The following is a 24,356-nucleotide window of genomic DNA, read 5'->3' as shown; positions in this document are numbered from 1 at the left end:
GGCGCGCGCGTACCGTTACCTCGCCTCATACCGCGACGGGCGTGGCTGTCCCGCCTGGGCAGGCGCGCCCGTGCCCTGCGCCTGGACACGCGGCAGCCGCATCTCCTGCGCATGCTGCGTGCTGGCCTGGCCGCGCTTGTCTGCAGCGTCAATGCAGCCGGTATGGCCGATGCAGTGGCAGAACAGCCGCGCAGCGCACCGCGCGAACGGCTGTCGCTGGACGCGGGCTGGCGCTTCCAGCGCGGCGATCCGCGGGGAAATACCGTGGTGCTCGATTACGACGTGCGCCCGCAGGTCGTTCGCAGCGAGGATGGCAAGGTGGCCGATGCGCGCCCGGATCAGGCGCAGCAACCGCCGGCACCGTCGAGCGCGGTGCTCAAGCCGTGGATCCTGCCAACCGGCAATGCATTGATCGCCGATCCCGCACAACGCCATCTGCGTCCGCCCGGCCACCCAGGCAGCGGCGTGGACTATGTGCAGGCAGGTTTCGACGACAGCCGCTGGCAGGCGGTGGACCTGCCGCACGACTGGGCCATTGCCGGGCCGTTTCTCGCCGAGGGGCCGTATGGCGGCATGGGCCGACTGGCGAGCTGGGGCGTGGGCTGGTACCGCAAGACCCTGGAGATTCCGGCCAGCGACCGCGGCCGCTCGCTGTTTCTCGATCTCGATGGCGCGATGTCGTATGCCACGGTCTGGCTCAACGGCGAGCTGGTCGGCGGCTGGCCGTATGGCTACAGCTCCTGGCGCGTGGACCTGACCCCGCATGCGATTGTCGGCGGGCGCAACCAGCTGGCGATCCGCCTGGACAACCCGCCCGACTCGGCGCGCTGGTATCCCGGCGGCGGGCTGTATCGCCATGTGTGGCTGACCAAGACCGCACCGCTGCACATCGCACAGTGGGGCACGCAGCTGACCACGCCGCAGGTGTCGGCGGCATCGGCGCAGGTGCAGTTGGCCGTGACGCTGGACAACGCTGCTCGCACTGCAGCGCAAGCGCAGGTCAGCACTGCCATCTATGTGCTCGACGCAGCAAGTGGTACGCCCAGTGGCGAGGCGGTCGCGCAGATCGCCGCAACGCAGATTGCCGTGCCTGCCGGCGGCAGTGCCCGTGTGCAGGGCACTGTGCAGATCGTCAATCCGCGACTGTGGGGACCACCGCCCACCCAGCAGCCGCACCGCTATGTGGCGGTGACCGAGGTCCGCCAGAACGGGCGGGTGGTGGACCGCTACGACACCCGGTTCGGGATCCGCAGCATCGTGTTCGATGCCGACAAGGGCCTGCTGGTCAACGGCGAGCATGTGTCCATCCGCGGCGTGAACAACCACCACGATCTCGGCGCGCTGGGCGCGGCGTTCAATCTGCGTGCGGCCGAACGCCAGCTGCAGTTGCTGCAGCAGATGGGCGCCAATGCGATCCGCATGAGCCACAACCCGCCGGCGCCGGAGCTGCTGGAACTCACCGATCGCATGGGCCTGCTGGTGGTGGACGAGATCTTCGACAGCTGGGAGATGAAGAAGACCCCGCTGGACTTCCATCTGGTGTTCCCGCAATGGCACGAGCCGGACCTGCGCGCGATGTTGCGGCGCGACCGCAACCATCCCTCGGTGATGCTGTGGAGCGTGGGCAACGAGGTCGGTGAGCAATACACCGGCGCGCAGGGCGCGGCGATCGCGCGCCGCCTGCATGCCATCGTGCACGACGAGGATCCCAGCCGTCCGGCCACGGTGACGATGAACTACGCTTCGCCGGACATGCCGTTGCCCGCCGCGCTGGATGTCATCAGCCTCAACTACCAGGGCGAGGGCATCCGCGATGCGCCGGAATTCGAAGGTACCGAGCGTATTCGCAAGCAGCCGCAATACCCGGCATTCCATGCGAAGTTTCCGCACAAGGCGATCCTCAGCAGCGAGACCGCATCGGCCCTGAGCAGCCGCGGGGTGTATCTGTTTCCGGTGAGCCCGGACATCAGCGCACCGGTGCGCGAGGGGCGCGGCGGCGATGCGGTGGCGCATCAGGTCAGCGCGTATGAGTTGCATGCGGTGGACTTCGGTTCCAGCGCGGACAAGGTGTTCGCGGCGCTGGACCGGCACCCCTACGTGGCCGGCGAATTCGTCTGGACCGGTTTCGACTACCTGGGCGAGCCCACGCCGTACTACAGCTCGCGCAGCTCCTATTCCGGCATCCTGGACCTGGCGGGATTTCCCAAGGACCGCTATTGGCTGTACCAGTCGCGGTGGCGCCCGGACCTGCCGATGGCGCATCTGCTGCCGCACTGGAGCTGGCCGGGGCGCGAGGGCCAGGTCACCCCGGTGCACGTGTTCACCTCCGGCGACGAAGCCGAGCTATTCGTCAATGGCGTCTCGCAGGGACGCAAGCGCAAGGGCCCGCTGCAGTACCGCTTGCGGTGGGACGCGGTGGTGTACCAGCCCGGCGAACTGCGCGTGCAGGCGTACCGGAACGGCACACCGTGGGCCAGCGACCGCGTGCAGACCGCCGGCCGTGCCGCACGCATGCAGGCCACGCCCGACCGCAGCCGCATCCGTGGCGATGGCAAGGACCTGAGCTTCATCACCGTGCGCCTGCTCGATCGCGAGGGCCGCGCTGCACCGACCGCGGGTGACCGCCTGCGCTTTCGCATCGAAGGGCCCGGCGAGCTGGTGGCCACCGACAACGGCGACCCCACCAACCTGGAGCCGTTCGGCTCGGCGCAACGCAACGCCTTCAACGGCCTGTGCCTGGCCATCGTGCGCGCACACACCGGCGCGCGCGGGCCGATCATCCTGCATGTGGAATCGGACACGCTGCAAGCGACCCGTGTGCAGGTGCAGGCCGAATGAGTCACGTGTTGCGCGGCGGCGGTGCGGGATGCTTGCGTGGCGCGTTGGGCCCCTCACTCGCCTGGGCTGGCCCAAGGAGACACGCATGCACGCACCGCAGGCGCGTCGAGCGCATGCACGGCGCCATGCGCACAGGCGATGCGGAACACGTGCCTGTGGTTGCGCATCCGGGCTATCGTGCCGGCGGTGCCCGGTGACTGCGCGATGCACGGCCGCTGCCGTCCTTCCCCCATCGGTGTGCACACGCCGCATCCCTCACCAGGCACTCCCTTTGACAGTGAGAACGTCCATGCATCACCTATCCTGGCTGTTGCGCTGCGGCTTGCTGCTCGGCTCGAGCTTGATCGCTGCAGCAGCCATGGCAGCGCCGGCGTGCGCACCCGCAGCGGTGACGCTCAAGTCCGCCTACTCCGAGGGCTTCTTGCTGGGGACGGCGGTCGATGCCGAGATCGTTTCCGGCAAGGATGCTGCCTCGGCGGCATTGGTCGCCTGCCATTTCAATGCACTCACGCCGGAGAACGTGATGAAGGCCGAGGTCGTCGCGCCGCGGCCGGGCGTGCTCGACTTCGCCGCCGCCGACGCGTTCGTCGCCTATGCGCAGCGCCAGCGCCAGCGCATGTTCGTGGTCGGGCATACGCTGGTCTGGCATAACCAGACCCCGGAGTGGTTCTTCGTCGATGCGCAGGGCACACCCAACACCTCGGCTGCGCAGGTCGAACGCATGCGCGCGCATATCGAGCGGGTTGCCGGGCGCTATGTCGGCAAGGTGCAGGCCTGGGATGTGGTCAACGAAATCATCGACGAAGACGGTAGCTACCGCGCCACCAACTGGGTACAACGCGTGGGCGATGGCGACACCGTGGTGCGCAATGCCTTCGCCTTCGCGCAGCGCTACGCGCCGGATGCCGAGCTCTACTACAACGACTTCAATGCCTGGCGCCCGGCCAAGCGCGATGGCATCGTGCGCATGGTCAGGATGCTGCAGCAGGCCGGTATCCGCATCGACGGCGTCGGCATGCAGGGGCATTGGGGGCTGAACTACCCAAGCCTGCGCGATATCGAAGATGCCATCGATGCGTACGCCGCGCTCGGCATCAAGGTCATGATCACCGAACTGGACATCGATGTCTTGCCGATCACCAAGGAAGGCCAGGTAATCGGAACGGGTCTGGCGCACAAGCAGTTCCAGCTGCCGGAATTCAAGCGTTTTCTCGATCCGTATCGCGCTGGGTTGCCGCCGCAGGTGCAGGCGCAGTTGACCGAGCGTTATGCGGAACTGTTCGCGCTGTTCTGGCGCAAGCGCGACAAGCTGGCGCGTGTCAGCGTGTGGGGCGTCACCGACGGCATGTCGTGGAAGAACGATTACCCGGTGCCCGGCCGCACCAACTATCCGCTGCTGTTCGATCGCACTCACCGGCCCAAGCCGGCACTGGATGCGGTGCTGGCGGTGCCCGCCGCCGGCGGGCAATAGCCGCGTTCGCCAGCCTGCGCGGCGCGCATGATGGCATGATGGCATGCACTTGAACCCGGACCTTGCCGATGCGCTTGTCGCCCTATCTGTTGTTGGCCGTTCCGCTGCTGGCCATTGTCGCTGCCTGCACGAAGAAGGACACACCGCCGCCGCGATTCACCGCCATCGGGCATCTGCAAAGCTTCGATGCGCGCTTTGGCAAGGTGATCGCGGCCGATGCGCGCATCGAGAAGCTCACCGAAGGCTTCACCTGGTCCGAAGGCCCGGCATGGGTGCGCAGCGGGGGCTACCTGTTGTTCACCGATGTGCCGGAAAACACGCTGTATCGCTGGTCCGAGGATGCCGGTCTGTCGGTGCTGCTGTCGCCGTCCGGCTACGTCGGCCCGGAACAGGCCACGCTGCGCGAAGCAGGCGCCAATGGCCTGTATGCCGAGCCCGGTGGCACGGTGCTGCTGGCCGATTCGGGCACGCGCATCGTGGCCAGGCTCGATCCGGCCACTCGCAAGAAGACGCCGCTGGCCACTAGCTTCGACGGCAAGCGCTTCAACAGTCCCAACGATGTGGTGCGGCGCAACGACGGCGTGGTGTTCTTTACCGATCCGCCGTATGGCCTGAAGGATCTCAACGACTCGCCGGTCAAGGAATTGCGTTACAACGGCGTCTACCGGCTCGACCCCGACGGCAGCGTGCATCTGCTGGACGACAGCCTGAGCTTTCCCAATGGGATTGCGCTATCGCCGGATGAGCGCACCTTGTACGTGTCCAATTCCGACCCCAAACGACCGATCTGGATGGCGTATGCGCTTGATGCGCAGGGTGCCGTCACCGGCAAGCGCGTGTTCGCCGATGCCTCGGACCTGGTCGCCAAGGATGCTCCCGGCCTGCCCGACGGCATGGCGGTCTCGTCTGACGGCCACCTGTTCGCCACTGGCCCCGGCGGGGTGATCGTGTTCGACCCGTCCGGCCAGCGGCTGGGTCGCATCGAAACCGGTGAGGCCATCTCCAACTGCGCGTTCGGCAACGACGGCCATACCCTCTACATGACCTCGCACGCGATGCTGACCCGCGTGCGGGTCAAGTCGCTGGGCTTGCAGTTCGTGCGTTGATAGCGCAGTGCGCGCCTGCGCACCTGGGCGGCAGCGCATGGAGACAGCCATTGCTCGATGCGCGTGGGCATCGCTGCATCGTGCGATCGCCGACGATGCAACCAGGCGTCGGCGCCAGGCTCAAGCGGCGCTTGACGGAGGCGCTGCTGCTGGATTCGGCAAGCGCGTGTCACGCTGGCGCGCGACAGCTTCCGGTCGCGAGCGATGTGCAGTCGCCAGTGAGGTGACACAAGCTCAATCGGCCGCTGTCTCGCGCTCCAGCATCAGCACATCGTCCAGCTCCGGGCCGCCGCCACGGTTGGCGCTTCCGGCGGCCAGATAGAGCGTGCCGTCGATGGCGGCCACCTGGGTGCCATGGCGGCCTTGCGGCAGTGCTGCCAGCGTGGTCCAGGTGCCGGCGTGGGGGTCATAGGCCTCCACTTCGTCGTGAGCCTTGACCTGCTGCGTGCTCTCCCCGCCCATGACCAGCAGCCGGCCATTGCGTGCGATGGCGGCAGTGCCTGCCCGCTGGGTCGGTAACGCGGCCGGTGCCACCGACCAGGTGCCGCGCCCGATGTCATAGACATCGACCTCCGGGACGGTTTGCGCCAGGGTATTGCCGCTTTCGTGCGCCGACCTGCGCCCACCGGCGGCATACAGTTTTCCGTCGATCACCACCGCATGGAAATGGTCGCGCGCGTGCGGCGCATCGGCCAGCTGCGTCCATTGCTGTGTGCGGGTATCGAAGGCATCCAGCCATGGCACATAGCCGCTCATATGCCCGCGCGTGTTGCCGCCGACCAGATACAGCACGCCGTCGTGCTCCACGGCGCCGGCAGCACCGCGGCGGCGTTGTTTGGGAATCTCTGGTCCGACCTGCCAGCGGTCGGTCTGGGGATCGTAGATCAGCAGATTGGTCAGCGACGTTTCTTCGGGATAGTCGCCGGTAAAGCCGCCCACAAAATACAGCTTGCCGGACGACACCACCGCCTGTGCATGGCTCACCATCAGCGGTGGCGCACTGCCTTGCGACCAGCGACGCGTGCGAGTGTCGAAAATCTCCAGCGGGCGCTGATCGCGTCCACCGACCAGATACAGGCGATCGCCGATGGCCACCATGCTGTTTTCATGCCGCGCATGCGGCTTGTTGCGGGTGATCAGCGCCTGCCATTGGCGCGACTGCTGCGATGGCGCCGGAGCAGCTGCCGGCGCTGCCTTGTCGGCCGCCTGACCCGGCATAGGGAGGGTGCCGATCGCGGCAGCAAGCAGGCTCGCGCAGAACGAGGTCTTCAACAGGCGCATGCAGCACTCTTCCAGTCACCTTGGCAGGCCAGTGTAGCGACACCTGCACGATGATCCACTCGCATAAGCAGGCTGATCTGCAGCCAGCGCTGGCGCGGCGGATGCTGGTGCCACGCGTGCTGTGCGAGCAGCTGGCTTGCCGAACCAACGCCATTGCAGTGTGCGCATTGGACAGCCCGCGTCCTGCTACGACGTCAATTGGCGCGCCGCATGCGCTGACCGGGCTCCCGCTCTTCACATGCAGCAGCACCACGCATGCGAACACTACGGCAACTCGATGCAGCAGGAGAGGGTTGTGGCACGCACACCAGCAAAGCAGGCGATTTCTACGACGCCGCCCAAGAACGTTGCCAGCGCCGCGGCACGCGGACTGCGGCTGCGCGAGCAGCATGGGCGTGGCGGTACCGCGATCGGCGTTGCGCGTGCACGCGATCTGTCAGCGCAAAGATCGCTTTCAACCCAGACCATCCGGCGCATGCATGCGTACTTCGCGCGTCACAGCGTGGACAAGAACGGCAAGGGATGGGCCGACCGTCGCGCGCCATCGGCTGGTTATATCGCCTGGCTGCTCTGGGGCGGCGATGCAGGCCAGCGCTGGGCGGCGCGGCTGTACCAGCGGCTGGAGGATGCCACCAACGCGAAGAGCGCAACAGGCAAGGCCGCAAGAGCCAGCAGCACGGCCGCTACCGACGCGGGGGGTAAGAAGACACGCGCGTCAAGGAAGACGGTAAAGCGCACTGCAAACACCGCCGCCAAGAAGGCCACAACAACAACGGGAGGAACCACCGCCGCGAAGAAATCCTCGGCAAGAAAAACCGCGGGCAAACGAGCGCGGGCCGGTAGCGTGGCTAAACGCACATCATCGACAGGCGCGCGCAAGGCTAGCGGCACAACGGCCGCCAAAAAGTCGGCCGTCAAGAGGACCGCAGCAAGCAAGACTGCAGCCAGGAAAGCGACGGCGAAAAAACGTCCTGCAAAGAAGGCTGCGACAAAAAAGACTGCCGCTCGCCAAGCTGCGGCCAGCAAGAGCGCTTCCACGCGCAGTACCGCGAAGAAAGGCGCGGGCAAGGCCTCTGCGCCATGGAACACGCCAGCCCCGAAGCGGGCTTCGCGGAAACGTTCGCTTTCTCCAGCGCAAAAGACACAGGCCAGACAGCGCGCCAAGGCAGCGGGTCGCCCCTATCCCAATCTGGTGGATAACATGGCCGTTGCACGCAAGGGCAATGCGAGAAGCAAGACGAGCGGATCGGGCGCTGCGAAAAACGGACGCAAGCATTAGCCACCAGCCCTTGCGTATCAGGATGGTCCGGTTTGTGCGGACGCCATCGCGTGTGAGCGCAGCCGGGTCCCAGCCGACAGCAGACTACGGTACCGGACGTTGTCGCTTGCTCTCGCCGCGGCACCGATCCGAACAGTACTTCACCTGGTCCCACACCTTTTCCCACTTCTTGCGCCAGCGAAATGGTCGCCCGCACTGAACGCAGACCTTTTCCGGCAAGTTCTGCTTCTTATGGGGTGCCATGGGGAAGGCTCCGGTGCGGTGCGGTGCGGTGTGGTTCCAGCATGTCACGGCGACGTCCCGGACCGAAGTCCCACCGTGCCGGTTTTTCACTTGGGGCACGCACGGGCATCCTAGGCGGCGTTTCGGCCACAGCGTGCGTGCATTGTCTATAGTGAGCGCAGGCTGGCCTGTACAGATGCGAGCCACACCTCCGCAAACGGCGGCATGCACTGGCCGCATCGTCAGACAAGGACGCCCATGAAACCGTTTCTGCTCGTGTTATCGGCCCTGCTGTACGGCATTGCGCTGTGTTTGCCTGCCTTGCATGGCGGCGATACCAGCCTGGGTGGGTTCGTCATTCTGCTGTTCGGCTGGATGCAGGTGATCGATGGCCAGTGCGTGGCCTGGATGAGTAATCCGTTGTTCCTGCTGGCGTGGCTGTGTTATTTGCTCAAGGTGGACAAGATGGCGGCGGCCCTGTTGGTGGCGGCTTGCCTGATCGGGCTGGATACCTTTCGCGCCACCCGGTTCGACAGGAACGAAGCCGGCCATCAGGTCATGATCGACCACGTGGGTGCTGCGTTCTATGTGTGGGAGCTGAGCTTCGTGGTGCTGCTGGTGCTGGTGCTGATGCGCATTCCCAGCACGTCCGGCACCAGGCAGGGCGTCCGGGCATCGTGATCGAGACGCAGGCCAGGGCGGCTGGACGGTGCTGCCATCCTCGACACCGAGACGGTCTACAGGTTCATCCCCATGTGGCAAATCACCGTGAATCGCAGGGCAGCCGTTGCAGTCACCGCGTTGATGATCGCCTGCATCGCATCGAACCCGCAACTTGCAGCGGCTGTGCCATTGCTGGAGATGCTGGGCATCGATGTATTCGCCTACCTGTTGGTGAGCCAGCTTGGCGCCGTGCTGCTGCAGGGCCTGGCCCCGGCACTTGGAGACGCCTACGCGCGATGGGGGCCACACGCTGCTGCGGCCATTGGGGTATGCAGCCACCTGCTGCATCGGTGGATACTTGCGGCAGGTGAGCTGGTATACCCGTCAGCTAGGGGTGGCCGTCGTGACGGGTTGCACGCGCATCTGAGCGCTTCGTGTGGCCAGCACATGCCTTACCGGTTTGAACCCGATCATCACTTCAGACGAGTTGACGATGAACGCCAAGGCCAACACCACTGACCAGACCATTCCGATCCTGCCCAGCCGATCGATCACGCAGACGCTGGCGTTCTATCGCCGGCTTGGTTTCGAGGGCGATGCGCATCCACACGATGCAGGCTACGCCATCCTGCGGCGCGGCGATCTGGAGCTGCACTTCTTCGCACACCCGGATCTGGATCCGGCAAGCTGCTATGCGGGCTGCTATCTGCGGGTGAGCGATGTCGATGCCCTCCATGCAGCGATGCAGGCAGCGGCGCTCCCGGCCCGGGGAATTCCAAGGATCGATGCGGTGGGCGACAAGCCCTGGGGCATGCGCGAATTTGCGATCGTGGACGAGAGCGGCAATCTGCTGCGGATCGGGCAGGTCATCGGCGACCACTGACCCGCGCTGTCATTGCGCGGTGTCCGGTCGCAGGCCGGTGCCGCCATTGACGTCGTGCATGGAGCCGCAAGGTAAGGATTGCATCGGGTGTCCTTGCCTGTCGGGCGACCCGAGCCCGATGCAGCAACCTGGGTCGAGCGAGCAGCGCACACGCCGGCGGCCATCCTGGCTCCATCACCTCGCTCAGGCACTCAGCGCAGCAAGGACAGCGTCCACGCGGCCTGGCGTGGCATCGCCCAGCGCGGCATAGCCGCTGGTCAGCGCATCGATGAAGCGCGGGTCCGCAGCCAGCGTGCCGAACACGGCTTCCATCGTGACAAAGCGAGCGATATCAGCGTCTGCATCGCCGGTGGCTGCACGCCCCAGCGCGCCCAGCGCATCGCTCAAGGGGTCGACCAGGGCCACGCCGTTGCGCGCCTGCCGGCGCACGAACTGCAGCCACGCGGCGACCGGCAAGCAGAGGCGGTCGATGTGCCGGCCCGCTGCAAGCGCGTCGTCGATGGTGGCGAGCAGGCGCACGGGAATCTTCTGCGAGCCGTCCCAGGCGATCTGCGCAAGCAGATGGCGGATGGCGGGATTGCGGAAGCGCGCAAGAATCGCGTCGCTGTAGCGCTGCGCATCGAAGCCCTCCATCGGTTGCAGCGTGGGTGCGATGTGGTCTCGCATCAGCGCCTCGGCGAACGCCGCCAGCGGCCGATGCGCCATGGCGTCGGCAACGGTTTCCAGCTGCAGCAAGCTGCCCAGATACGCCAGCGTGGAGTGCGGCGCATTGAGCAGGCGCAGCTTGGCGCGCGCATGGCCGGCGATGTCGTCGCTGAGCACCACGCCGACGCGCGCCAGGTCGGGGCGGCCGTTGCAGAAATCGTCTTCGATCACCCACTGGCTGTAGCGCTCGCGCTGGATCGGCCAGGCATCGTGCAGGCCGGTCTGCGCCTGTACCTGGGTGCGCAGTGCCTCGTCGGTGGCCGGGGTGATGCTGTCGACCATCGAGCACGGAAAACTGACCTGCTGTTCGATCCACACCGCCAGCGCGGCGTCGTGCTGGCGCGCCAGCAGCAGCACTGCACGACGCAGCAGGTGGCCGTTATCGGTGAGGTTGTCGCAACTGAGTACGGTGAAGGGTGCAAGGCCGGACTGCATGCGCTGGTACAGGCCGGCCACCAGATAGCCGACCGCACTGCGTGGCGCGGCGGGGTTGGCGATGTCGTGCACGATGTCGGGGTGATGCAGGTCGAGCGTGTCGCCGGCCAGGCAATAGCCTTTTTCGGTGACGGTGAGGGTGACCAGCCGCACGGCGGGATCGGCCAGGCGCGCGAGCACGGCGGCTTGCTCGTCGGCGGCGCACAGCACTTGGCGGATGGCGCCGATGATGCGCAGTTGCGGGTGCTCGTCGAGCAGGGCGAGGGTGTAGAGGCCATCTTGCGGGCGCAACGCGTCGCGCACCTGCGGGCTGTGCAGCGAGACGGCGCAGATGGCCCAGCCGGGATCGTCTGCCAGCAGGTCATCGATATAGACGGCCTGGTGGGCGCGGTGGAAGGCGCCTGCGCCTAGATGGACGATGCCGATGGTGGTGGTTGCTGGATCGTAAGCAGGCGTTGACACCGCTGGCGTCAGGGTGGCAAGGGTATCGAGCGAAAGACGGGGGGCTTGCATCGTGGTGTCCGCGCACTAGGGAGTTGATGGAGTCGCCTGCGCCGTCCCCTCACCGCAACCCCCGCTCCGCGCCCCGCCCCGCGCCAGCAGCGCGGGCGCTCCAAGGCACGCGCGCCAATGGCGCGCAAGCAGTGCCTTCTCGCCCCGAGGGAGAGAGAGGCTTGGGGCAATCGCGGCCGCGGGGGTGTTCGCCATGTCCGCAGGGTGAGGGGTTATCAAACAGGGCTAGTCGTTGGTAACGGTAAAGCGTTGCTTGCTGCGGATATCGGCGCTGGAGGCGCCGACCTGCACCTCGTAGGCACCTGGATCTACCGCATAGGTCTTGCGCTGCTCGTCGTAGATGCGCAGCGCATCGGCGGCCTTCAGCGTGAAGGCAACCTCGCGCTGTTCACCCGGTTGCAGGGTCATGCGTTGAAAACCACGCAGCTCCTTGCCGGCCCGCTCGCGCTTGGGGTCGAGCGGATGCAGGTACAGCTGCACCACTTCGTCGCCGGCGCGCTTGCCGGTGTTGCGCACCTTCAGCGTCGCGCGCAACGTGCCATCGGCGCTGAGGGTGTTGCGGTCCAGGCGCAGGTCCGAGTAGGTAAATTGCGTGTACGACAATCCGTGGCCGAACGGATACAGCGGCTTGCCGGTGAAGTAGCGATAGGTGCGCCCGCGCATGGCGTAGTCGTCGAAGGCGGGCAGGCGCTCGGCCTCGGTGTAGAAGGTGATCGGCAGGCGACCCCCGGGGCTGGCCTGGCCGAACAGCACATCGCCCACCGCGCTGCCGCCGCGCTGGCCTGGGTACCACGCCAGCAGGATCGCCGGCACATGCTGCTGCGCCCAGTCCACCGCCAGTGCGGAGCCGGTGGTCAACACTGCCACCACCGGCGTGCCGGTGGCCTGCAGTGCCTGCAGCAGCTCGCGCTGCGGTTTGGGCAGGCGGGTGTCGGTGCGGTCGCCACCGGCAAAGCCGGGGTAGTTGACGTCCATCTCCTCGCCTTCGACATCGCCGGTGAGGCCGCCGACGAACACCACCACCTCCGCGTTGCGCGCGGCATCCACCGCTTCCTGCAGCGGTGGCTTGGCGCCAGGCATGCGCCAGGCCAGGCGCACGCCGGCGTCGCGGGTGGCTTCGTAATACTCCACACGCAGGTCGTAGGCCTTGCCGGCTTCCAGGCGCACGCTGGCATTGCCGCCGCGCATGCGCGGCGCATCGGTCCACTGGTCGATCAGCAACTTGCCGTCCAGGTACAGACGCACGCCGTCGTCGGCGGCGATCTGCAGTTCGTAATCGCCGGTGACCGGCGGTAACAGCTGCCCGTGCCAACGCACGCTGAAGTCGTCTTTCTCCAAGGCCTGCCCGGGCTGCAGTTCGCCGCGGCCCACCGCGTCCTCGGTGGGTGAGTTGCGATCCCAGCGGAAGGCGATGCGCGGGTCGATGCGGGTCAGCACGGCTTTCCCGGCCAGGTTGCGTCCCTTGAAGTACTCGCCGGTCAATCCGTTCTGTCTGGCACCGGCGGCCGGGCGCAGATAGCGCGCGTCGATCGGTGCGGCAGCGTTGGGGTCTTCGCGTCCTTCCACCAGATCGCTGCCGCGTGCGTACACCACTTCCGCCTGTGGCGCCGCATCGCGGATGCCTTGCAGGATGGTGACCGGCGCGGCGGGCGTGCCGTAATAGTTGCCCAGCAGCGACATCGGATCATCGGCGGTGGGGCCGACCACGGCGATGCGCTTGAGGCCGGGTTTGAGCGGCAGCAGGCCGTCGTTCTTCAGCAACACCAGCGATTCGCGTGCGGTGCGTCGGGCCAACGCATCGTGCTGCGGCGATTGATTCACCGAGGCGGGAATCTGCGCCCACGGTACCTTGGCCGGCGGGTCGAACATGCCTAGGCGCATGCGCGTGGTCATCAGGCGCTTGAGCGAGGTATCGATGGTGGCTTCGTCGATCAAGCCGGCGCGCACCGCCTTGGGCAACGCTGCATAGGTATCGCCGCAATCCAGGTCGGTGCCGTGTTTGACGCCCAGCGCGGCGGCGGCTTCGGGCGTGGACACGATCTTGTGGTTCTGCCAGATATCGCGGATCGCCGCGCAGTCGCTGACGATATAGCCATCAAAGCCCCAGTCGCGGCGCAGGATGCCTTCCAGCCGCGTGCTGGCCGAGGCGGATTCGCCATTGACGCGGTTGTAGGCGCCCATCACCGCGGCGACATGGCCTTCCTGCACCAAGGCCTGGAACGCCGGCAGGTAGGTCTCATGCAGATCGCGTTCGCTGGGATGCACGTCGAAGTGGTGGCGGTCCGCTTCCGGGCCGCTGTGGACGGCGAAGTGTTTGGCGGTGGCATCGAGCTTGCGGTATGGGCCCTGCTGCGCCTGCAGGCCCTGTACGAAGGTCACCCCCATGCGCGCAGTCAGGAACGGATCTTCGCCATAGGTTTCCTGCCCGCGGCCCCAGCGCGGGTCGCGGAAGATGTTGATGTTGGGCGACCAGAATGTGAGCCCTTGATAACGCTTGTGCTCATCGCGCGCCAGAAACGCGTGGTGCTTGGCGCGCGCTTCGTCGCCGATGGCAGTGGCCACTTCGGCCATCAGCGGGGTGTCGAAGGTGGCTGCCAGCCCGATCGCCTGTGGAAACACCGTGGCGCCACCGGCGCGCGCCACGCCATGCAAGGCCTCGTTCCACCAATCGTAGGCGGGCACCCGCAGGCGCGGGATCGCCGGTGCGGCATTCTGCATCTGCGCTGCCTTTTCCTCCAGCGTCATGCGCGACACCAGATCGGCGGCGCGTGTCTCGAACGGCAGTTGGGTATCCAGATACGGCGGCGGCGGCGGTGCAGCCGCCTGCGTGTTGCCGGCGGCCAAGAAGGCAATCGCCAGCAGCAGGCCGGCGGCCAGGTCGCGGCGCGGGGCGGCGGTGAGACGGGCAGGGTGCGAATGCATGGTCAGTCCTCCTTGGTGCGGTCTGGTTGCAACCGGGCGAAGGGCCCGATCATGCTGCCGACGAATCCGCCGGCCTGTGCGGTGCTGAGAAAGCCGGCATCGTCGTTGCGGTGTAGCGACTGCCAGCCGGCACCGCTGGCGTCGTAGTTGAAGCTGTAGGCGCCACCATCGCCGCTGATCCGCAGCCGCAACTGCTTAGTCGTGGCCGGGATGCGGGTGCGCGCAAGCGTGGTGGTGGCGGCGCCGCCACGCTTGTCGACAAACACCTCCAATGCAGCACCGTTGCGGCGCACACCCAGCGCATACCAGGCGTCGGTGTTCTGGAACGCGGCCAGCCCAGCCTGCACGCCTGCTTGCGTGGGCACGGCCAGCGCGGTACTGGCGTCAAAGCGTGTGTGTTGCTGGCGGCGCGCAACGAACGCGGGCGTGCCGCTGCCCTCCAGCCCTTGCTCGGTTGCATGCAGCGTCAGCCAGCCAGCGCGTGCCTGCGTATCGGCCACCGTGCGCTTGGGCACGCGCAAGGTGAGCCATTCGCGCTGCAAGCTAGCGGCAGAGAAGTCGTCGTGCCAGGTGAAGTTGCCCGACAGCGGCGCCTGATCGGCAGTCGCCCTTGCCCCCGCAGGTGCATTGGCGATGTAGGGAATCGGTGCGCCGGCAGGCAGGATCGACGGCCAGCCATCGCGCCACTGCACCGGCAGCAGAAACGTCTCGCGCCCGGTGTTGTAGCGCTCGCCCGCGTACGGCCGGCTGGCCAGAAACACGGCCCACCATTGCCCGTCCGGTGTTTCGACAAAATCCGCGTGGCCGGCATTGCTGACCGGGTGCGGACGCTCGGCAGGCAGATCGCGCTGGGTCAGGATGGGGTTGCGCGGCGAGGGCGTATACGGCCCCCACACCTTGCGGCTACGCAACACCACCTGCGAGTGCTGCGGCCCGGTGCCGCCTTCGGCGCACGACAGGTAGTACCAGCCATCGCGTCGATACAGGTGCGGGCCTTCGATCCAGATCGGCTTGCTGGCCAGGTCCACGCCGCCGTTGAGCAACACCTTGCGCGGACCCACCGGTTGCCGGGTGGTCAGATCGAAGCGCTGCATCCAGATCGCGCGGTGGCCTTCATACAACGGCGTGCCTTGCGGTGGGCCGTTGTTGAGCAGATACGCGCTGCCATCGGTATCGAAGAACAACGATGGGTCGATGCCATCGATAGTTGGCAGCCAGGTCGGCGCCGACCATGGGCCCGCCGCGTCGTTGGCGCTGGCAATGAAATTGCCGCCACTGTCGACGGAGGTGCCCACCACATAGAACACGCCTGCATGGTGGCGAATGCTGGCAGCGAACATGCCGCGCGATACGCCCAGCCCCTCGTAGTCGAGCTGGTCGGCGCGCTCGACCACATTGCCGACCTGCGTCCAGTGCACCAGATCGCGACTTTCGAACACCGGAATCGCCGGGAAATACGCAAAGGTGGAATTGACCAGGTAGTAGCGCTCGCCCACGCGGGTGACGCTGGGGTCTGGATAGAAGCCGGCCAGGATCGGGTTGCGATATTGACCGGCTGCCAACGGCGTGGCGAATACCGCATCGTCGCCGCGATAGTCGAACCAATCGAAGGCGACATCGGCCCCGGCGCTGGCCTGCGCCTGCGCCACGACAGGCACAAGCGCGGCCATCAGCATGCTCAGTGCGGCTGGCAGCAGCCGCATCACCAATCCCACATCGCGCCGTCTTCCAGGCGTGCAATGGGCAACTGCTTGGGCACGTACGGATACTTGGCTGCCAGCTCCTCGTCGATGTCCACGCCATGCCCCGGGGTTTCGCCGCAGTGCAGGCGCCCGTCGCGGAACACGTAGTCGTGCGGGAACACCGCATTGGCCTCGTCGGAATGGAACATGTATTCCTGGATGCCGAAGTTGGGCACCCAGGTATCGAAGTGCAGCGCCGCGCCCATGCATACCGGCGACAGGTCGGTGGCGCCGTGGAAGCCGGTGCGCACCTGATGCAAGGCCGCGAAATCGGCCAGCCGCCGCACGTGGGTGATGCCGCCGGCGTGCACGATCGTGGTGCGGATGTAGTCGATCAGCTGCTGTTCGATCAGGTGCTTGCAGTCCCAGATCGAATTGAACACTTCGCCCACCGCCAAGGGCGTGACCGTGTGCTGGCGAATCACCTCGAACGCACGCTGGTTTTCCGCAGGCGTGGCGTCTTCCAGCCAGAACAGACGGTACGGTTCCAGGTCGCGGCCCAGGCGCGCGGCCTCGATCGGGGTGAGCCGGTGATGCGCATCGTGCAGCAGCTCGATCTCATCGCCGTGGTCGTTGCGCAGTTGTTCGAACAGCTTCGGCACCACCCCCAGGTAGCGCGGCGTGGACCACACGGTTTCGGCGGGCAGCTCGCTTTCGGCCGGCTCGTACGGCTTGCCGCCGCTGGAGATGCCATAGGTCTTCTTGATGCCGGGCACGCCGCATTGCGCGCGGATGGCGATAAAGCCCATTTCGCGGAAGCGGCCCACCTCATCGCTGGTCTCGGCGATATCGCGACCGTTGGCATGGCCGTAGACCAGCGCACCTTCGCGCGAGCGCCCGCCCAACAACTGGTACAGCGGCAGCCCGGCCATCTTGCCCAGAATGTCCCACAACGCCACGTCCACCGCAGCGATCGCGCTCATCGTCACCGGGCCACGCCGCCAGTACGCACCGCGGTAGAAGAACTGCCAGATGTCCTCGATGCGCCCGGCATCGCGGCCGATCAGGTTCGGCACCACATGCTCCTGCAGATACGCCGCCACTGCCAGCTCGCGGCCGTTGAGCGTGGCATCGCCCAGCCCGGTGATGCCTGAGCGGGTGCGGATCTTCAAGGTGACGAAGTTGCGCCCCGGGCAGGTGACGATGACGCGCGCCTCGACGATCTCGCGGTCGCGGGCAGAACCTTGCAGCGGTGCAGGGGAGTCGGAAGTCTGTGACATCGTGATCTCGCTCAGGGGGAAGGTGGGGTGGTGATGGGGAATTCGAACGGGCCAGCCGGCAGGCCGCTGCGGTCGTACAGCGTGCACACCGGGCTGTCGGCCCAGCAGTAGCGCACCCGCGTCGCCTCCACGCCGGAGGGGACGCGCAGGCTGACCACGCGCTCCTGCACGCGCGCGCTGGCATAGCGGCAGCTGCCGGCCGCTGCGCCGCAGATTTCGAAGCCGATCGGCGCATCGCTGCTGTAGCTCAGCAGCGTGGTGTCCACCTCGTCGAAGACGATGCGTACGTTATCGCCATCGCGCTGCACGGACCGTGGTACCGGGCCCGAGGGTGCGATCGCCTCGCCATACACCACATGCCGGGCCGCGCGTGCCAGCCGCCGACCCAGTTCCTGCTTGTTGGCCGGGTGGATGTCGTAGCGGTCGCCGATATCGATGGCCACTGCCAGGCCGGCATGCGCGTCTTCGGCCACGACGCGGCGCTGCGCCTCGCGCAGCTGCGCCCAGCCGCTCTCCACCGGCTGGATGGGCGGCGCGCCGTAGTTGGCCAGCTGCACGATCAGCAGCGGCAGCTGCGCACCGAAGCGGCCGCGCCAGTCGCGCCGCCAGGCATCCAGCAAGGCCGGATAATGCGCCGCATCGCCGGCATTGGATTCGCCCTGGTACCACAGCACTCCGCGCAGGCCGAGATGGCCGAGCGGGGCGATCATGCCGTTGTACAAGGTGGTCAGCCCTGCGGCCGAGGACCACGGCGCGCGCGGCGGCGAGCCCAGCTGCGGCGGCACGATGCGGTACTGCCACGGCGCGGTCAGCGGCAGCGTGCTGCCATCGGCGAACTGCAGCGCGCGCGAGGACGCGTCGCCCAGCAATCCACCACGGCGATAGGTGTTGAGCACGTTGAGCACGATGCTGTTGCGCCCGGCATGCAGATGGCCGCGCGGCAGCGCATAGCGGCGCGGTTGATCGGCCCCGTAGCTGCTGCCCACGCCAACACCGTTGACCCAGGTCTGGTCCAGCTCGTCCACCGGACCCAGCACCAGCGTCGCCTCCTGCGCCGCCTGCGCGGGCGTCAGCTCCACGCTGGTGCGATACCAGACCATGCCGTTGAAACCCACCAGCTGCGGCACGCCCCAGTCGTCCCACGCGCCCAGCGCGGCGGGTGCGGGTTGCCACGCGCCTGGCGCATCCGGCTGCCACGGCTCGCCTTCGCCATGCGCGTGCCACCACGCTTCCCACAGCCGTGCCCAGCGCGGCGCCGCGTCCGTCGGGCTGCCGGCATAACGTGCCAGCACATCCAGCGCCGGGCCATCGTCGCCGGCCGCGCGCAGCGCCGCCTCGCCGATCCAGGCTTGCAGCTGCGAGCCGCCCCACGAGGCGTTGATCAAACCCATCGGCACGGAGACGGTCTTGCGCAGTTCGCGCGCGAAGTAGTAACACGCCGCCGAAAAGTCCTTCACCGTTTCCGGCGTGGTCGGCTGCCATTGCGCCACGCCGCTAAAGTCGCGCTGTGGCGTGGGGCTGGACTGCGCCGGCACCTTGAACATGCGGATGGCTGGTTGGTCGGCATCGGCGATCTCGCTGCGCGCATCCAGCGTGCGATGCACCTGCAATTCCATGTTGGACTGGCCCGAACACAGCCACACATCGCCGATCAGCACATCGTCGACCTGTTGCGTGGTGCCATGCTCGGTGCTGGCGGTCAGCGTGTACGGCCCACCGGCCGCATGGGCAGGCAGCTGCGCCTGCCAGTGGCCCTGGCGGTCCGCGCGCACCTGTCGCTGCTGCGCATCCAGTTGCACGCGCACGCGCGTGCCCGGCGCCGCATCGCCCCACACCCGGATCGGCGCATCGCGCTGCAGCACCATATGCTCCTGGAACAGCGGATGCAGCAGCGGCGCATCGGCGGCGCAGGCCGCATCGGTTGCGAGCGCGGCAGCGGTAGCAAACAGCAGAGGCACACCACGCAGTTTCATTTCGGGTTACCCGGCGCGTACGGAAATTTCAGGCCCTGGTAGTAGGCCAGCGGATGCGCCGGCGCGGCCACGCCTGGCGGCAGGGCGCGCCCGGACACGCTCTGGAAATAGGCGATGCTGGCATCGCGCCACCACTGCGCTTCGTCCTGCTGGATCGCCAGAAACTCGGCGACCTGCTGATAGCGTTGGGCATCGATCCTGCCAGCCAGGCCTTGCCAGGTCGCCCGCATCGCGCGCACCTCGTCCACGCCATGGTCGTAATGCCACACCAGCTCGTTCCAGAGCGGACGTTCGGAGGCCATGCGCCGGTCCCAGGAGACGTGATGGAACCAGAGCAGATACCGTTCGGGTACGCGTCGCACATCGCCGAACACCCGCGCCACCGGTGCGGCATATTGCGCGGCCGCGTTGCTGCCGCTGGCGCTGCGGTCGAAGCCAATGCCGTTGCGGTCGGCGCGGTGGTAATACACCGGGTCCCAATCGGGCCGCTCGCTGCCGGCGTCCCAGGGCGCCGGGCCGTAATGGTGGCCGCGTCCCATCAGGTGGTGCAGGCCTAGCGGGGTCATGTAGTCCACCACCGCCTCGCGCGAACGCAGCATCATGCCCACCACCGGCGTGACCACGGACGGGTCGTTGGACAACGTCATGCGCACCCAGTCCTGCGCGATCGCTTGCGGCGACAGCTGCGGATCCCAGGCCAGCCGCCCGTACGCATACCAGTTGGCCTGGTCGAAGATCGAGCCGCTCCAGTTGCGGTCGGCGCCGATGTTGGCCACGCCGGCGATGCCGGTCAGCCGCGTGCGTTTGGCATCGTTGAACACGCTGCCATCCACCGTTTTCGCGACGGTCGAGCCCTTGCCGCGCGCATAGGTATCGGCCTGCAAGGTCTCGGCGAACAAGCTGCCCAGATACGCCAGATGCGTCGAAAAGCCTAGATACTCCTTGGTGATCTGGAACTCCGGCATCAGCGGCGTCTTGCGCATCGCGCCGAACAACGGATGAAAGGGCTCGCGCGGCTGGAAATCGATGGCGCCGTTCTTCACCTGCACGATCACGTTGTCGGCAAACGCCCCATCGAGCGGCATGAATTCGCTATACGCCTGCTTGGCGCGGTCGTCGGGTTGCTCGTGCGAATACACGAATGCGCGCCACATCACCACGCCACCATGCGGCGCCAGCGTAGCGGCCAGCAGGTTCGCGCCATCGGCATGCGTGCGCCGGTAATCCTGCGGGCCGGGCTGCCCTTCGGAATTAGCCTTGACCAGAAACCCGCCGAAATCCGGAATGCGCGCATAGATCGCATCGGCGGTGTCACGCCACCAGCGCTGCACCTGCGGGTCGAGCGGGTCGGCGGTGGGCAGCCCGCCGATCTCGATCGGCGCACTGAAGCGGGCGCTGAGAAACACGCGGATGCCATACGGCCGAAATACCTTGGCCAGCGCGGCGGCCTTGTCCAGATACTGCGGCGTCAGGCTCCAGGCCTTGGCGTTGACATTGTTGAGCACGGTTCCATTGATGCCCAGCGAGGCATTGGCGCGTGCGTAATCGGTGTAGCGCGGATCCAGATAGCCCGGCAAGGTCTGCCAGTTCCACAGCGAGGCGCCGGCGTAGCCGCGCTCCACCACGCCATCGAGATTGTCCCAGTGATTGAGCATGCGCAGCTGCAGCCGCGGCGCCTCACGCACGTTCAGTGCGCTAAGCGCCTGGCCGGTCTGCAGCAGACGCAGGAGATGAAATGCGCCGTACAGCGCACCGATATCGCTGCCGCCCACGATCGCGATGCTGCGGTGGCCGTCCACGTTGAGCGACTGGATCAGGTAGCCCTCGCGCCCAAGATCGGCGGTACGCAGTTTCAGGGCTGCCACCTGTGGCGCATTGGACGGACCCAGCAGCAGCGTACCGTCGCGCGTCACCGCATCGGTGGGTTGCGGCGCGGCGCCCAGCAGGCCCTGCAGGCCACGTTCCAGCTCCTGGCGCGCGGCCTGCAGCGTGGGTGAGTCGCCAGCGACCACCAGTGCCTGGGTGTGTTCGCGCAATGCCGTGGCGTTGTGCACCGGCTGGTAGCGCAACCACAGCTCGTAGCCATCCTCGGCATGCACCTGCGCAGCGGGCAGGAACACGCCGCAGAGCAGCATCAACCCCAGCAATAACCGTACCGCCATCGGGACGCGATCACCGCTGCTTGCCTGCCTGCTCATGCCATCCGCTCCACTGCGTGTGACGCATGATTGCGCGTCTCGCCGCTCTGTCTGCTTCCCGGTACCATGGCGCGCATCGTCGTGTATGCCGTGGGTGCGGACGTCATTGCCGCAGTCGGTATGCATCGTGCAGCTTCCGCACTCACTTGAAGAGGCCACGCTTGGAGAAGGTCAGGAAATCGGTCCGCCGCACCAGCCGCGCGACCACCATCGACGAGGTGGCGGCGCTGGCGAAAGTGTCGCCGATGACGGTCTCGCGCGTGGTCAACAACAACGGCAGTGTGCGCGAGGCCACCCGCGAGCGCGTCATGCGTGCCGTCGACAAGCTCGGTTACACGCCCAACCTGGCCGCCAGCGCGCTGGCCGCCGCGCAAAGCACGCGCATCGCGCTGATCTACAGCGACCCCAGCGGCGCCTACCTGCGCGAATTGTTGCTCGGCGTGTTGCGGGTGGCGTCGCGCACCTCGATCCAGCTGGTGATCGATTGCTGGGACGATCTGGATGCCGATGCCGAGCGCCGTGCCGCCCGCAAGCTCGCCAAAGGCGTGGCCGGCGTCATCCTGCCGCCGCCGTTGTGCGAGTCGCGCGCTGCGGTGCTGGAACTGGTGCGCGCCAAGGTGCCGGTGGTGGCGATCGCCTCCAATCATTTCAGCCCCGATGTGGCGTGCGTGCGCATCGACGAATTCGCTGCCGCCAAGGAAATCACCGAGCATCTGATCGCACAGGGGCATACGCGTATCGGCTATATCGCCGGCCATCCCAACCTGTCGGCCAGCACGCGGCGCTTCGAAGGATTCCAGGCCGCCTTGTCCGACGCCGGTCTGCGGCTGGACCGGCATCTGGTGCAACCGGGCGACTACACCTACCGCTCGGGGTTGCTGGCCGCGGAAAAGTTGCTGGCACGCAAGCGCCGCCCCAGCGCGATCTTCGCCAGCAACGACGATATGGCCGCCGCCGCCATTTCGGTGGCGCATCGGCGCGGCATGGATGTGCCGCGTGACCTGTCGGTAGTGGGGTTCGACGACACCTCCGCCGCCACCGCCGTCTGGCCCGAGCTCACCACGGTGCAGCAACCCATCGCGGCCATGGCCGATGCCGCACTGGACATCCTGCTGAAGACGATACGCGCCAAGGAGCGGACGCCGAAGATGGTCGATCATGTGGTCGCGCACCTGCTGGTCAAGCGGGATTCGGTGGCCGCGCCGACATCCGTCGATCCGGCCGAATAGAGAGCGCTGCGGGAAGGCTGCGCAGCCGGTGGGCTACCGCAGCCGGTGTCGGTCGCCGACCTGGTCGGACTGTGGACCCACCCAAGCACCTATCGTCTGCTGGCAGGTACGCATTCGCGCCACTGGCTTTTCCTGTCTCGCCTGCTCCTGCATGCGCCGCGCCCGCAACGCATGCAGCCAACGCACACGCACTGCCACCAGCGCGTGCATGTGGATCAACGCGTCAGATACTGATTGATCAGGTTTTCGTAGGCTTCCTGGCGGCCGCTGATCTGCGTGGGCGCATGGCCGGCGGCGTAGCTGGCCAGGTCCGCCAGCGTGCTCTTGCCCGCGGCGAAGTCCGCACCGGCGCCGCTGTCGAAGCTGGCGTAGCGCTCGGCGCGCCAGGTTTCCAGCGGCGAGGAGGTCAGCAGCGCGTTGGCCACTTCCAGCCCGCGTGCGAACGCGTCCATGCCGCCGATATGCGCCAGGAACAGGTCCTGCGGGTCGGACGATTCGCGGCGCACCTTGGCGTCGAAATTCAGGCCGCCCGGTGCCAGGCCGCCCTGGCGCAGCACCACCAGCATCGCGCCGACGGTGTCGTACAGGTCGGTCGGGAACTGGTCGGTGTCCCAGCCGTTCTGCGGGTTGCCGCGGTTGGCGTCGATGCTGCCCAGCAGGCCGGCATCGGAGGCGACCTGCAGGTCGTGCTCGAAGCTGTGGCCCGAGAGCGTGGCGTGGTTGGCTTCGATATTGAGCTTGAAGTCCTGGTCCAGGCCGTGTTGACGCAGGAAGCCGATCACCGTGGCGCTGTCGAAGTCGTACTGGTGCTTCATCGGCTCCATTGGCTTGGGCTCGATCAGGAAATTGCCCTTGAAGCCGATCGCGCGGCCGTAGTCACGTGCCAGGGTCAAAAAGCGCGCCATGTTGTCCTGCTCGCGCTTCATCTGGGTGTTGTGCAGGCAGGCATAGCCTTCGCGGCCGCCCCAGAACACGTAGTTTTCGCCGCCCAATGCAACGGTGGCATCGATGGCGGCCTTGACCTGCACCGCCGCACGCGCGACCACGTTGAAGTCCGGGTTGGTCGATGCGCCATTCATGTAGCGCGGGTGCGAGAACAGGTTGGCGGTGCCCCACAGCAGCTTGATGCCGGTGTCGGCCTGGCGCTGCTTGGCGATGCCCACCATGTGGGCCAGATTCTTTTCGTACTCGCCGATGTCATCGGCATCCGGCGCCAGGTCCACGTCGTGGAAGCAGTAGTACGGCACGCCGAGCTTGGTGAAGAACTCGAAGGCGGCATCGGACTTGGCTTCGGCACGTGCCAGCGCGGTGTTGCCCACATCCCACGGATACGCACGCGTGCCCGGGCCGAACGGGTCGGCGCCGTTGCCGCAGAAGCTGTGCCAGTAGGCCACCGCAAAGCGCAGGTGCTCGGCCATGGTCTTGTCGCCGATGGTCTTGTTGGCGTCGTAGACCTTGAACGCCAGCGGGTTGTCCGAATCGCGGCCTTCGAAGCCGATCTTGCCGATGCCGGGAAAGTATTCCTTGGCGCCGATGTAGACGGTGTTGCTCATGGGGTGAACTCCTGCAGAAAGGGGACCATGGGGGAGAGGGATGGCATCGACACACTGCGGCGCTGGCACGCACAACGATCGGTGGTGCCGCGTCCCTGCAGCGGATCTGTTGCAACGCAATGC

The 24,356-nt window shown here is 66.8% G+C and carries 17 protein-coding genes; 8 read left to right on the top strand and 9 right to left on the bottom strand.

The features are described 5' to 3' along the window. The first annotated feature begins 162 nt into the window (after positions 1 to 162). The 3 genes from galB (at position 163) to XcodCFBP4690_RS12730 (ending at position 5,415) form a co-directional block, all read left to right on the top strand. Entirely contained in the window at positions 163 to 2,838 is a 2,676-nt protein-coding gene (galB, locus tag XcodCFBP4690_RS12740) for a beta-galactosidase GalB (protein WP_104541320.1), read from the top strand. A 358-nt stretch (positions 2,839 to 3,196) separates the two neighbouring features. Next, positions 3,197 to 4,309, top strand: coding sequence for an endo-1,4-beta-xylanase (locus tag XcodCFBP4690_RS12735; protein ID WP_244183645.1), 1,113 nt, complete (start codon positions 3,197 to 3,199; stop codon positions 4,307 to 4,309). 68 nt (positions 4,310 to 4,377) lie between these two features. After that, entirely contained in the window at positions 4,378 to 5,415 is a 1,038-nt protein-coding gene (locus tag XcodCFBP4690_RS12730; RefSeq protein WP_104541285.1) for an SMP-30/gluconolactonase/LRE family protein, read from the top strand. Positions 5,416 to 5,649: 234 nt separating this feature from the next. Here the strand turns inward: XcodCFBP4690_RS12730 and XcodCFBP4690_RS12725 are convergent, their stop codons facing one another. Beyond that, positions 5,650 to 6,696 carry a Kelch repeat-containing protein gene (locus tag XcodCFBP4690_RS12725; RefSeq protein WP_104541284.1) on the bottom strand — a complete coding sequence of 349 codons (1,047 nt, stop codon included), beginning with the start codon at positions 6,694 to 6,696 and terminating at the stop codon, positions 5,650 to 5,652. Positions 6,697 to 6,934: 238 nt separating this feature from the next. Between XcodCFBP4690_RS12725 and XcodCFBP4690_RS23430 the strand changes: the two genes are divergently transcribed. Beyond that, entirely contained in the window at positions 6,935 to 7,975 is a 1,041-nt protein-coding gene (locus XcodCFBP4690_RS23430) for a DNA-binding protein (RefSeq protein ID WP_244183641.1), read from the top strand. 84 nt (positions 7,976 to 8,059) lie between these two features. Here the strand turns inward: XcodCFBP4690_RS23430 and XcodCFBP4690_RS12710 are convergent, their stop codons facing one another. Beyond that, positions 8,060 to 8,218: a DUF2256 domain-containing protein gene (locus XcodCFBP4690_RS12710; protein ID WP_104541283.1), complete on the bottom strand. Its 159-nt coding sequence runs from the start codon at positions 8,216 to 8,218 to the stop codon at positions 8,060 to 8,062. Positions 8,219 to 8,455: 237 nt separating this feature from the next. Here XcodCFBP4690_RS12710 and XcodCFBP4690_RS12705 point away from each other — a divergent pair, with 237 nt between their 5' ends. The 3 genes from XcodCFBP4690_RS12705 to XcodCFBP4690_RS12695 all read left to right on the top strand — a co-directional run bounded on the left by XcodCFBP4690_RS12705 (position 8,456) and on the right by XcodCFBP4690_RS12695 (position 9,743). Beyond that, positions 8,456 to 8,878, top strand: a complete 423-nt coding sequence (locus XcodCFBP4690_RS12705) for a hypothetical protein (RefSeq protein ID WP_104541282.1) — start codon at positions 8,456 to 8,458, stop codon at positions 8,876 to 8,878. A 72-nt stretch (positions 8,879 to 8,950) separates the two neighbouring features. Next, complete coding sequence (locus XcodCFBP4690_RS12700) at positions 8,951 to 9,379, top strand: hypothetical protein (protein WP_244183640.1); 429 nt, start codon at positions 8,951 to 8,953, stop codon at positions 9,377 to 9,379. Next, positions 9,354 to 9,743: a bleomycin resistance protein gene (locus tag XcodCFBP4690_RS12695; RefSeq protein WP_167394598.1), complete on the top strand. Its 390-nt coding sequence runs from the start codon at positions 9,354 to 9,356 to the stop codon at positions 9,741 to 9,743. Before XcodCFBP4690_RS12700 ends, XcodCFBP4690_RS12695 begins: the two co-directional genes overlap by 26 nt. 183 nt (positions 9,744 to 9,926) lie before the next feature. Here the strand turns inward: XcodCFBP4690_RS12695 and XcodCFBP4690_RS12690 are convergent, their stop codons facing one another. The 6 genes from XcodCFBP4690_RS12690 to XcodCFBP4690_RS12660 all read right to left on the bottom strand — a co-directional run bounded on the left by XcodCFBP4690_RS12690 (position 9,927) and on the right by XcodCFBP4690_RS12660 (position 21,415). Further along, a complete protein-coding gene (locus XcodCFBP4690_RS12690) occupies positions 9,927 to 11,396 on the bottom strand; it encodes a mannitol dehydrogenase family protein (RefSeq protein WP_104541280.1) in 1,470 nt (489 codons plus the stop codon). Positions 11,397 to 11,621: 225 nt separating this feature from the next. Then, positions 11,622 to 14,318 (bottom strand): glycoside hydrolase family 3 protein, encoded by a 2,697-nt coding sequence (locus XcodCFBP4690_RS12680; protein WP_104541278.1) that lies wholly within the window; start codon positions 14,316 to 14,318, stop codon positions 11,622 to 11,624. A 2-nt stretch (positions 14,319 to 14,320) separates the two neighbouring features. Further along, positions 14,321 to 15,988: a glycoside hydrolase family 43 protein gene (locus XcodCFBP4690_RS12675; protein ID WP_410049752.1), complete on the bottom strand. Its 1,668-nt coding sequence runs from the start codon at positions 15,986 to 15,988 to the stop codon at positions 14,321 to 14,323. A 32-nt stretch (positions 15,989 to 16,020) separates the two neighbouring features. Then, positions 16,021 to 17,280 (bottom strand): D-mannonate dehydratase ManD, encoded by a 1,260-nt coding sequence (gene manD, locus XcodCFBP4690_RS12670; RefSeq protein WP_104541276.1) that lies wholly within the window; start codon positions 17,278 to 17,280, stop codon positions 16,021 to 16,023. An 11-nt stretch (positions 17,281 to 17,291) separates the two neighbouring features. Then, a complete protein-coding gene (locus XcodCFBP4690_RS12665) occupies positions 17,292 to 19,253 on the bottom strand; it encodes a sialate O-acetylesterase (protein WP_104541275.1) in 1,962 nt (653 codons plus the stop codon). Further along, entirely contained in the window at positions 19,250 to 21,415 is a 2,166-nt protein-coding gene (locus tag XcodCFBP4690_RS12660; protein ID WP_104541274.1) for an alpha-glucuronidase family glycosyl hydrolase, read from the bottom strand. The genes XcodCFBP4690_RS12665 and XcodCFBP4690_RS12660 overlap by 4 nt, the downstream gene beginning before the upstream one ends. 197 nt (positions 21,416 to 21,612) lie before the next feature. On the opposite strand from XcodCFBP4690_RS12660, the gene XcodCFBP4690_RS12655 reads away from it, so the two are divergent. After that, positions 21,613 to 22,680 carry a LacI family DNA-binding transcriptional regulator gene (locus tag XcodCFBP4690_RS12655; protein WP_064510064.1) on the top strand — a complete coding sequence of 356 codons (1,068 nt, stop codon included), beginning with the start codon at positions 21,613 to 21,615 and terminating at the stop codon, positions 22,678 to 22,680. Positions 22,681 to 22,895: 215 nt separating this feature from the next. Here the strand turns inward: XcodCFBP4690_RS12655 and xylA are convergent, their stop codons facing one another. Then, the gene (xylA, locus tag XcodCFBP4690_RS12650) at positions 22,896 to 24,233 is read right to left on the bottom strand and encodes a xylose isomerase (protein WP_104541273.1); all 1,338 of its coding nucleotides are present in this window, start codon (positions 24,231 to 24,233) and stop codon (positions 22,896 to 22,898) included. Between the last annotated feature and the right edge of the window lie 123 nt (positions 24,234 to 24,356).

Origin of the sequence: Xanthomonas codiaei (genome assembly GCF_002939785.1) — a bacterium.
Classification (GTDB): domain Bacteria; phylum Pseudomonadota; class Gammaproteobacteria; order Xanthomonadales; family Xanthomonadaceae; genus Xanthomonas; species Xanthomonas codiaei.
This window is presented reverse-complemented; position numbering and strand designations above follow the sequence as displayed.

What these genes read in the sequence shown, in the direction of transcription:
- galB (WP_104541320.1), top strand. Translation starts at nt 163, where the DNA reads ATGGCCGATGCAGTGGCAGAACAGCCGCGCAGCGCACCGCGCGAACGG.
- XcodCFBP4690_RS12735 (WP_244183645.1), top strand. Translation starts at nt 3,197, where the DNA reads ATGGCAGCGCCGGCGTGCGCACCCGCAGCGGTGACGCTCAAGTCCGCC.
- XcodCFBP4690_RS12730 (WP_104541285.1), top strand. Translation starts at nt 4,378, where the DNA reads ATGCGCTTGTCGCCCTATCTGTTGTTGGCCGTTCCGCTGCTGGCCATT.
- XcodCFBP4690_RS12725 (WP_104541284.1), bottom strand. Translation starts at nt 6,696, where the DNA reads ATGCGCCTGTTGAAGACCTCGTTCTGCGCGAGCCTGCTTGCTGCCGCG.
- XcodCFBP4690_RS23430 (WP_244183641.1), top strand. Translation starts at nt 6,935, where the DNA reads ATGCAGCAGCACCACGCATGCGAACACTACGGCAACTCGATGCAGCAG.
- XcodCFBP4690_RS12710 (WP_104541283.1), bottom strand. Translation starts at nt 8,218, where the DNA reads ATGGCACCCCATAAGAAGCAGAACTTGCCGGAAAAGGTCTGCGTTCAG.
- XcodCFBP4690_RS12705 (WP_104541282.1), top strand. Translation starts at nt 8,456, where the DNA reads ATGAAACCGTTTCTGCTCGTGTTATCGGCCCTGCTGTACGGCATTGCG.
- XcodCFBP4690_RS12700 (WP_244183640.1), top strand. Translation starts at nt 8,951, where the DNA reads ATGTGGCAAATCACCGTGAATCGCAGGGCAGCCGTTGCAGTCACCGCG.
- XcodCFBP4690_RS12695 (WP_167394598.1), top strand. Translation starts at nt 9,354, where the DNA reads ATGAACGCCAAGGCCAACACCACTGACCAGACCATTCCGATCCTGCCC.
- XcodCFBP4690_RS12690 (WP_104541280.1), bottom strand. Translation starts at nt 11,396, where the DNA reads ATGCAAGCCCCCCGTCTTTCGCTCGATACCCTTGCCACCCTGACGCCA.
- XcodCFBP4690_RS12680 (WP_104541278.1), bottom strand. Translation starts at nt 14,318, where the DNA reads ATGCATTCGCACCCTGCCCGTCTCACCGCCGCCCCGCGCCGCGACCTG.
- XcodCFBP4690_RS12675 (WP_410049752.1), bottom strand. Translation starts at nt 15,988, where the DNA reads ATGGCCGCGCTTGTGCCTGTCGTGGCGCAGGCGCAGGCCAGCGCCGGG.
- manD (WP_104541276.1), bottom strand. Translation starts at nt 17,280, where the DNA reads ATGTCACAGACTTCCGACTCCCCTGCACCGCTGCAAGGTTCTGCCCGC.
- XcodCFBP4690_RS12665 (WP_104541275.1), bottom strand. Translation starts at nt 19,253, where the DNA reads ATGAAACTGCGTGGTGTGCCTCTGCTGTTTGCTACCGCTGCCGCGCTC.
- XcodCFBP4690_RS12660 (WP_104541274.1), bottom strand. Translation starts at nt 21,415, where the DNA reads ATGGCGGTACGGTTATTGCTGGGGTTGATGCTGCTCTGCGGCGTGTTC.
- xylA (WP_104541273.1), bottom strand. Translation starts at nt 24,233, where the DNA reads ATGAGCAACACCGTCTACATCGGCGCCAAGGAATACTTTCCCGGCATC.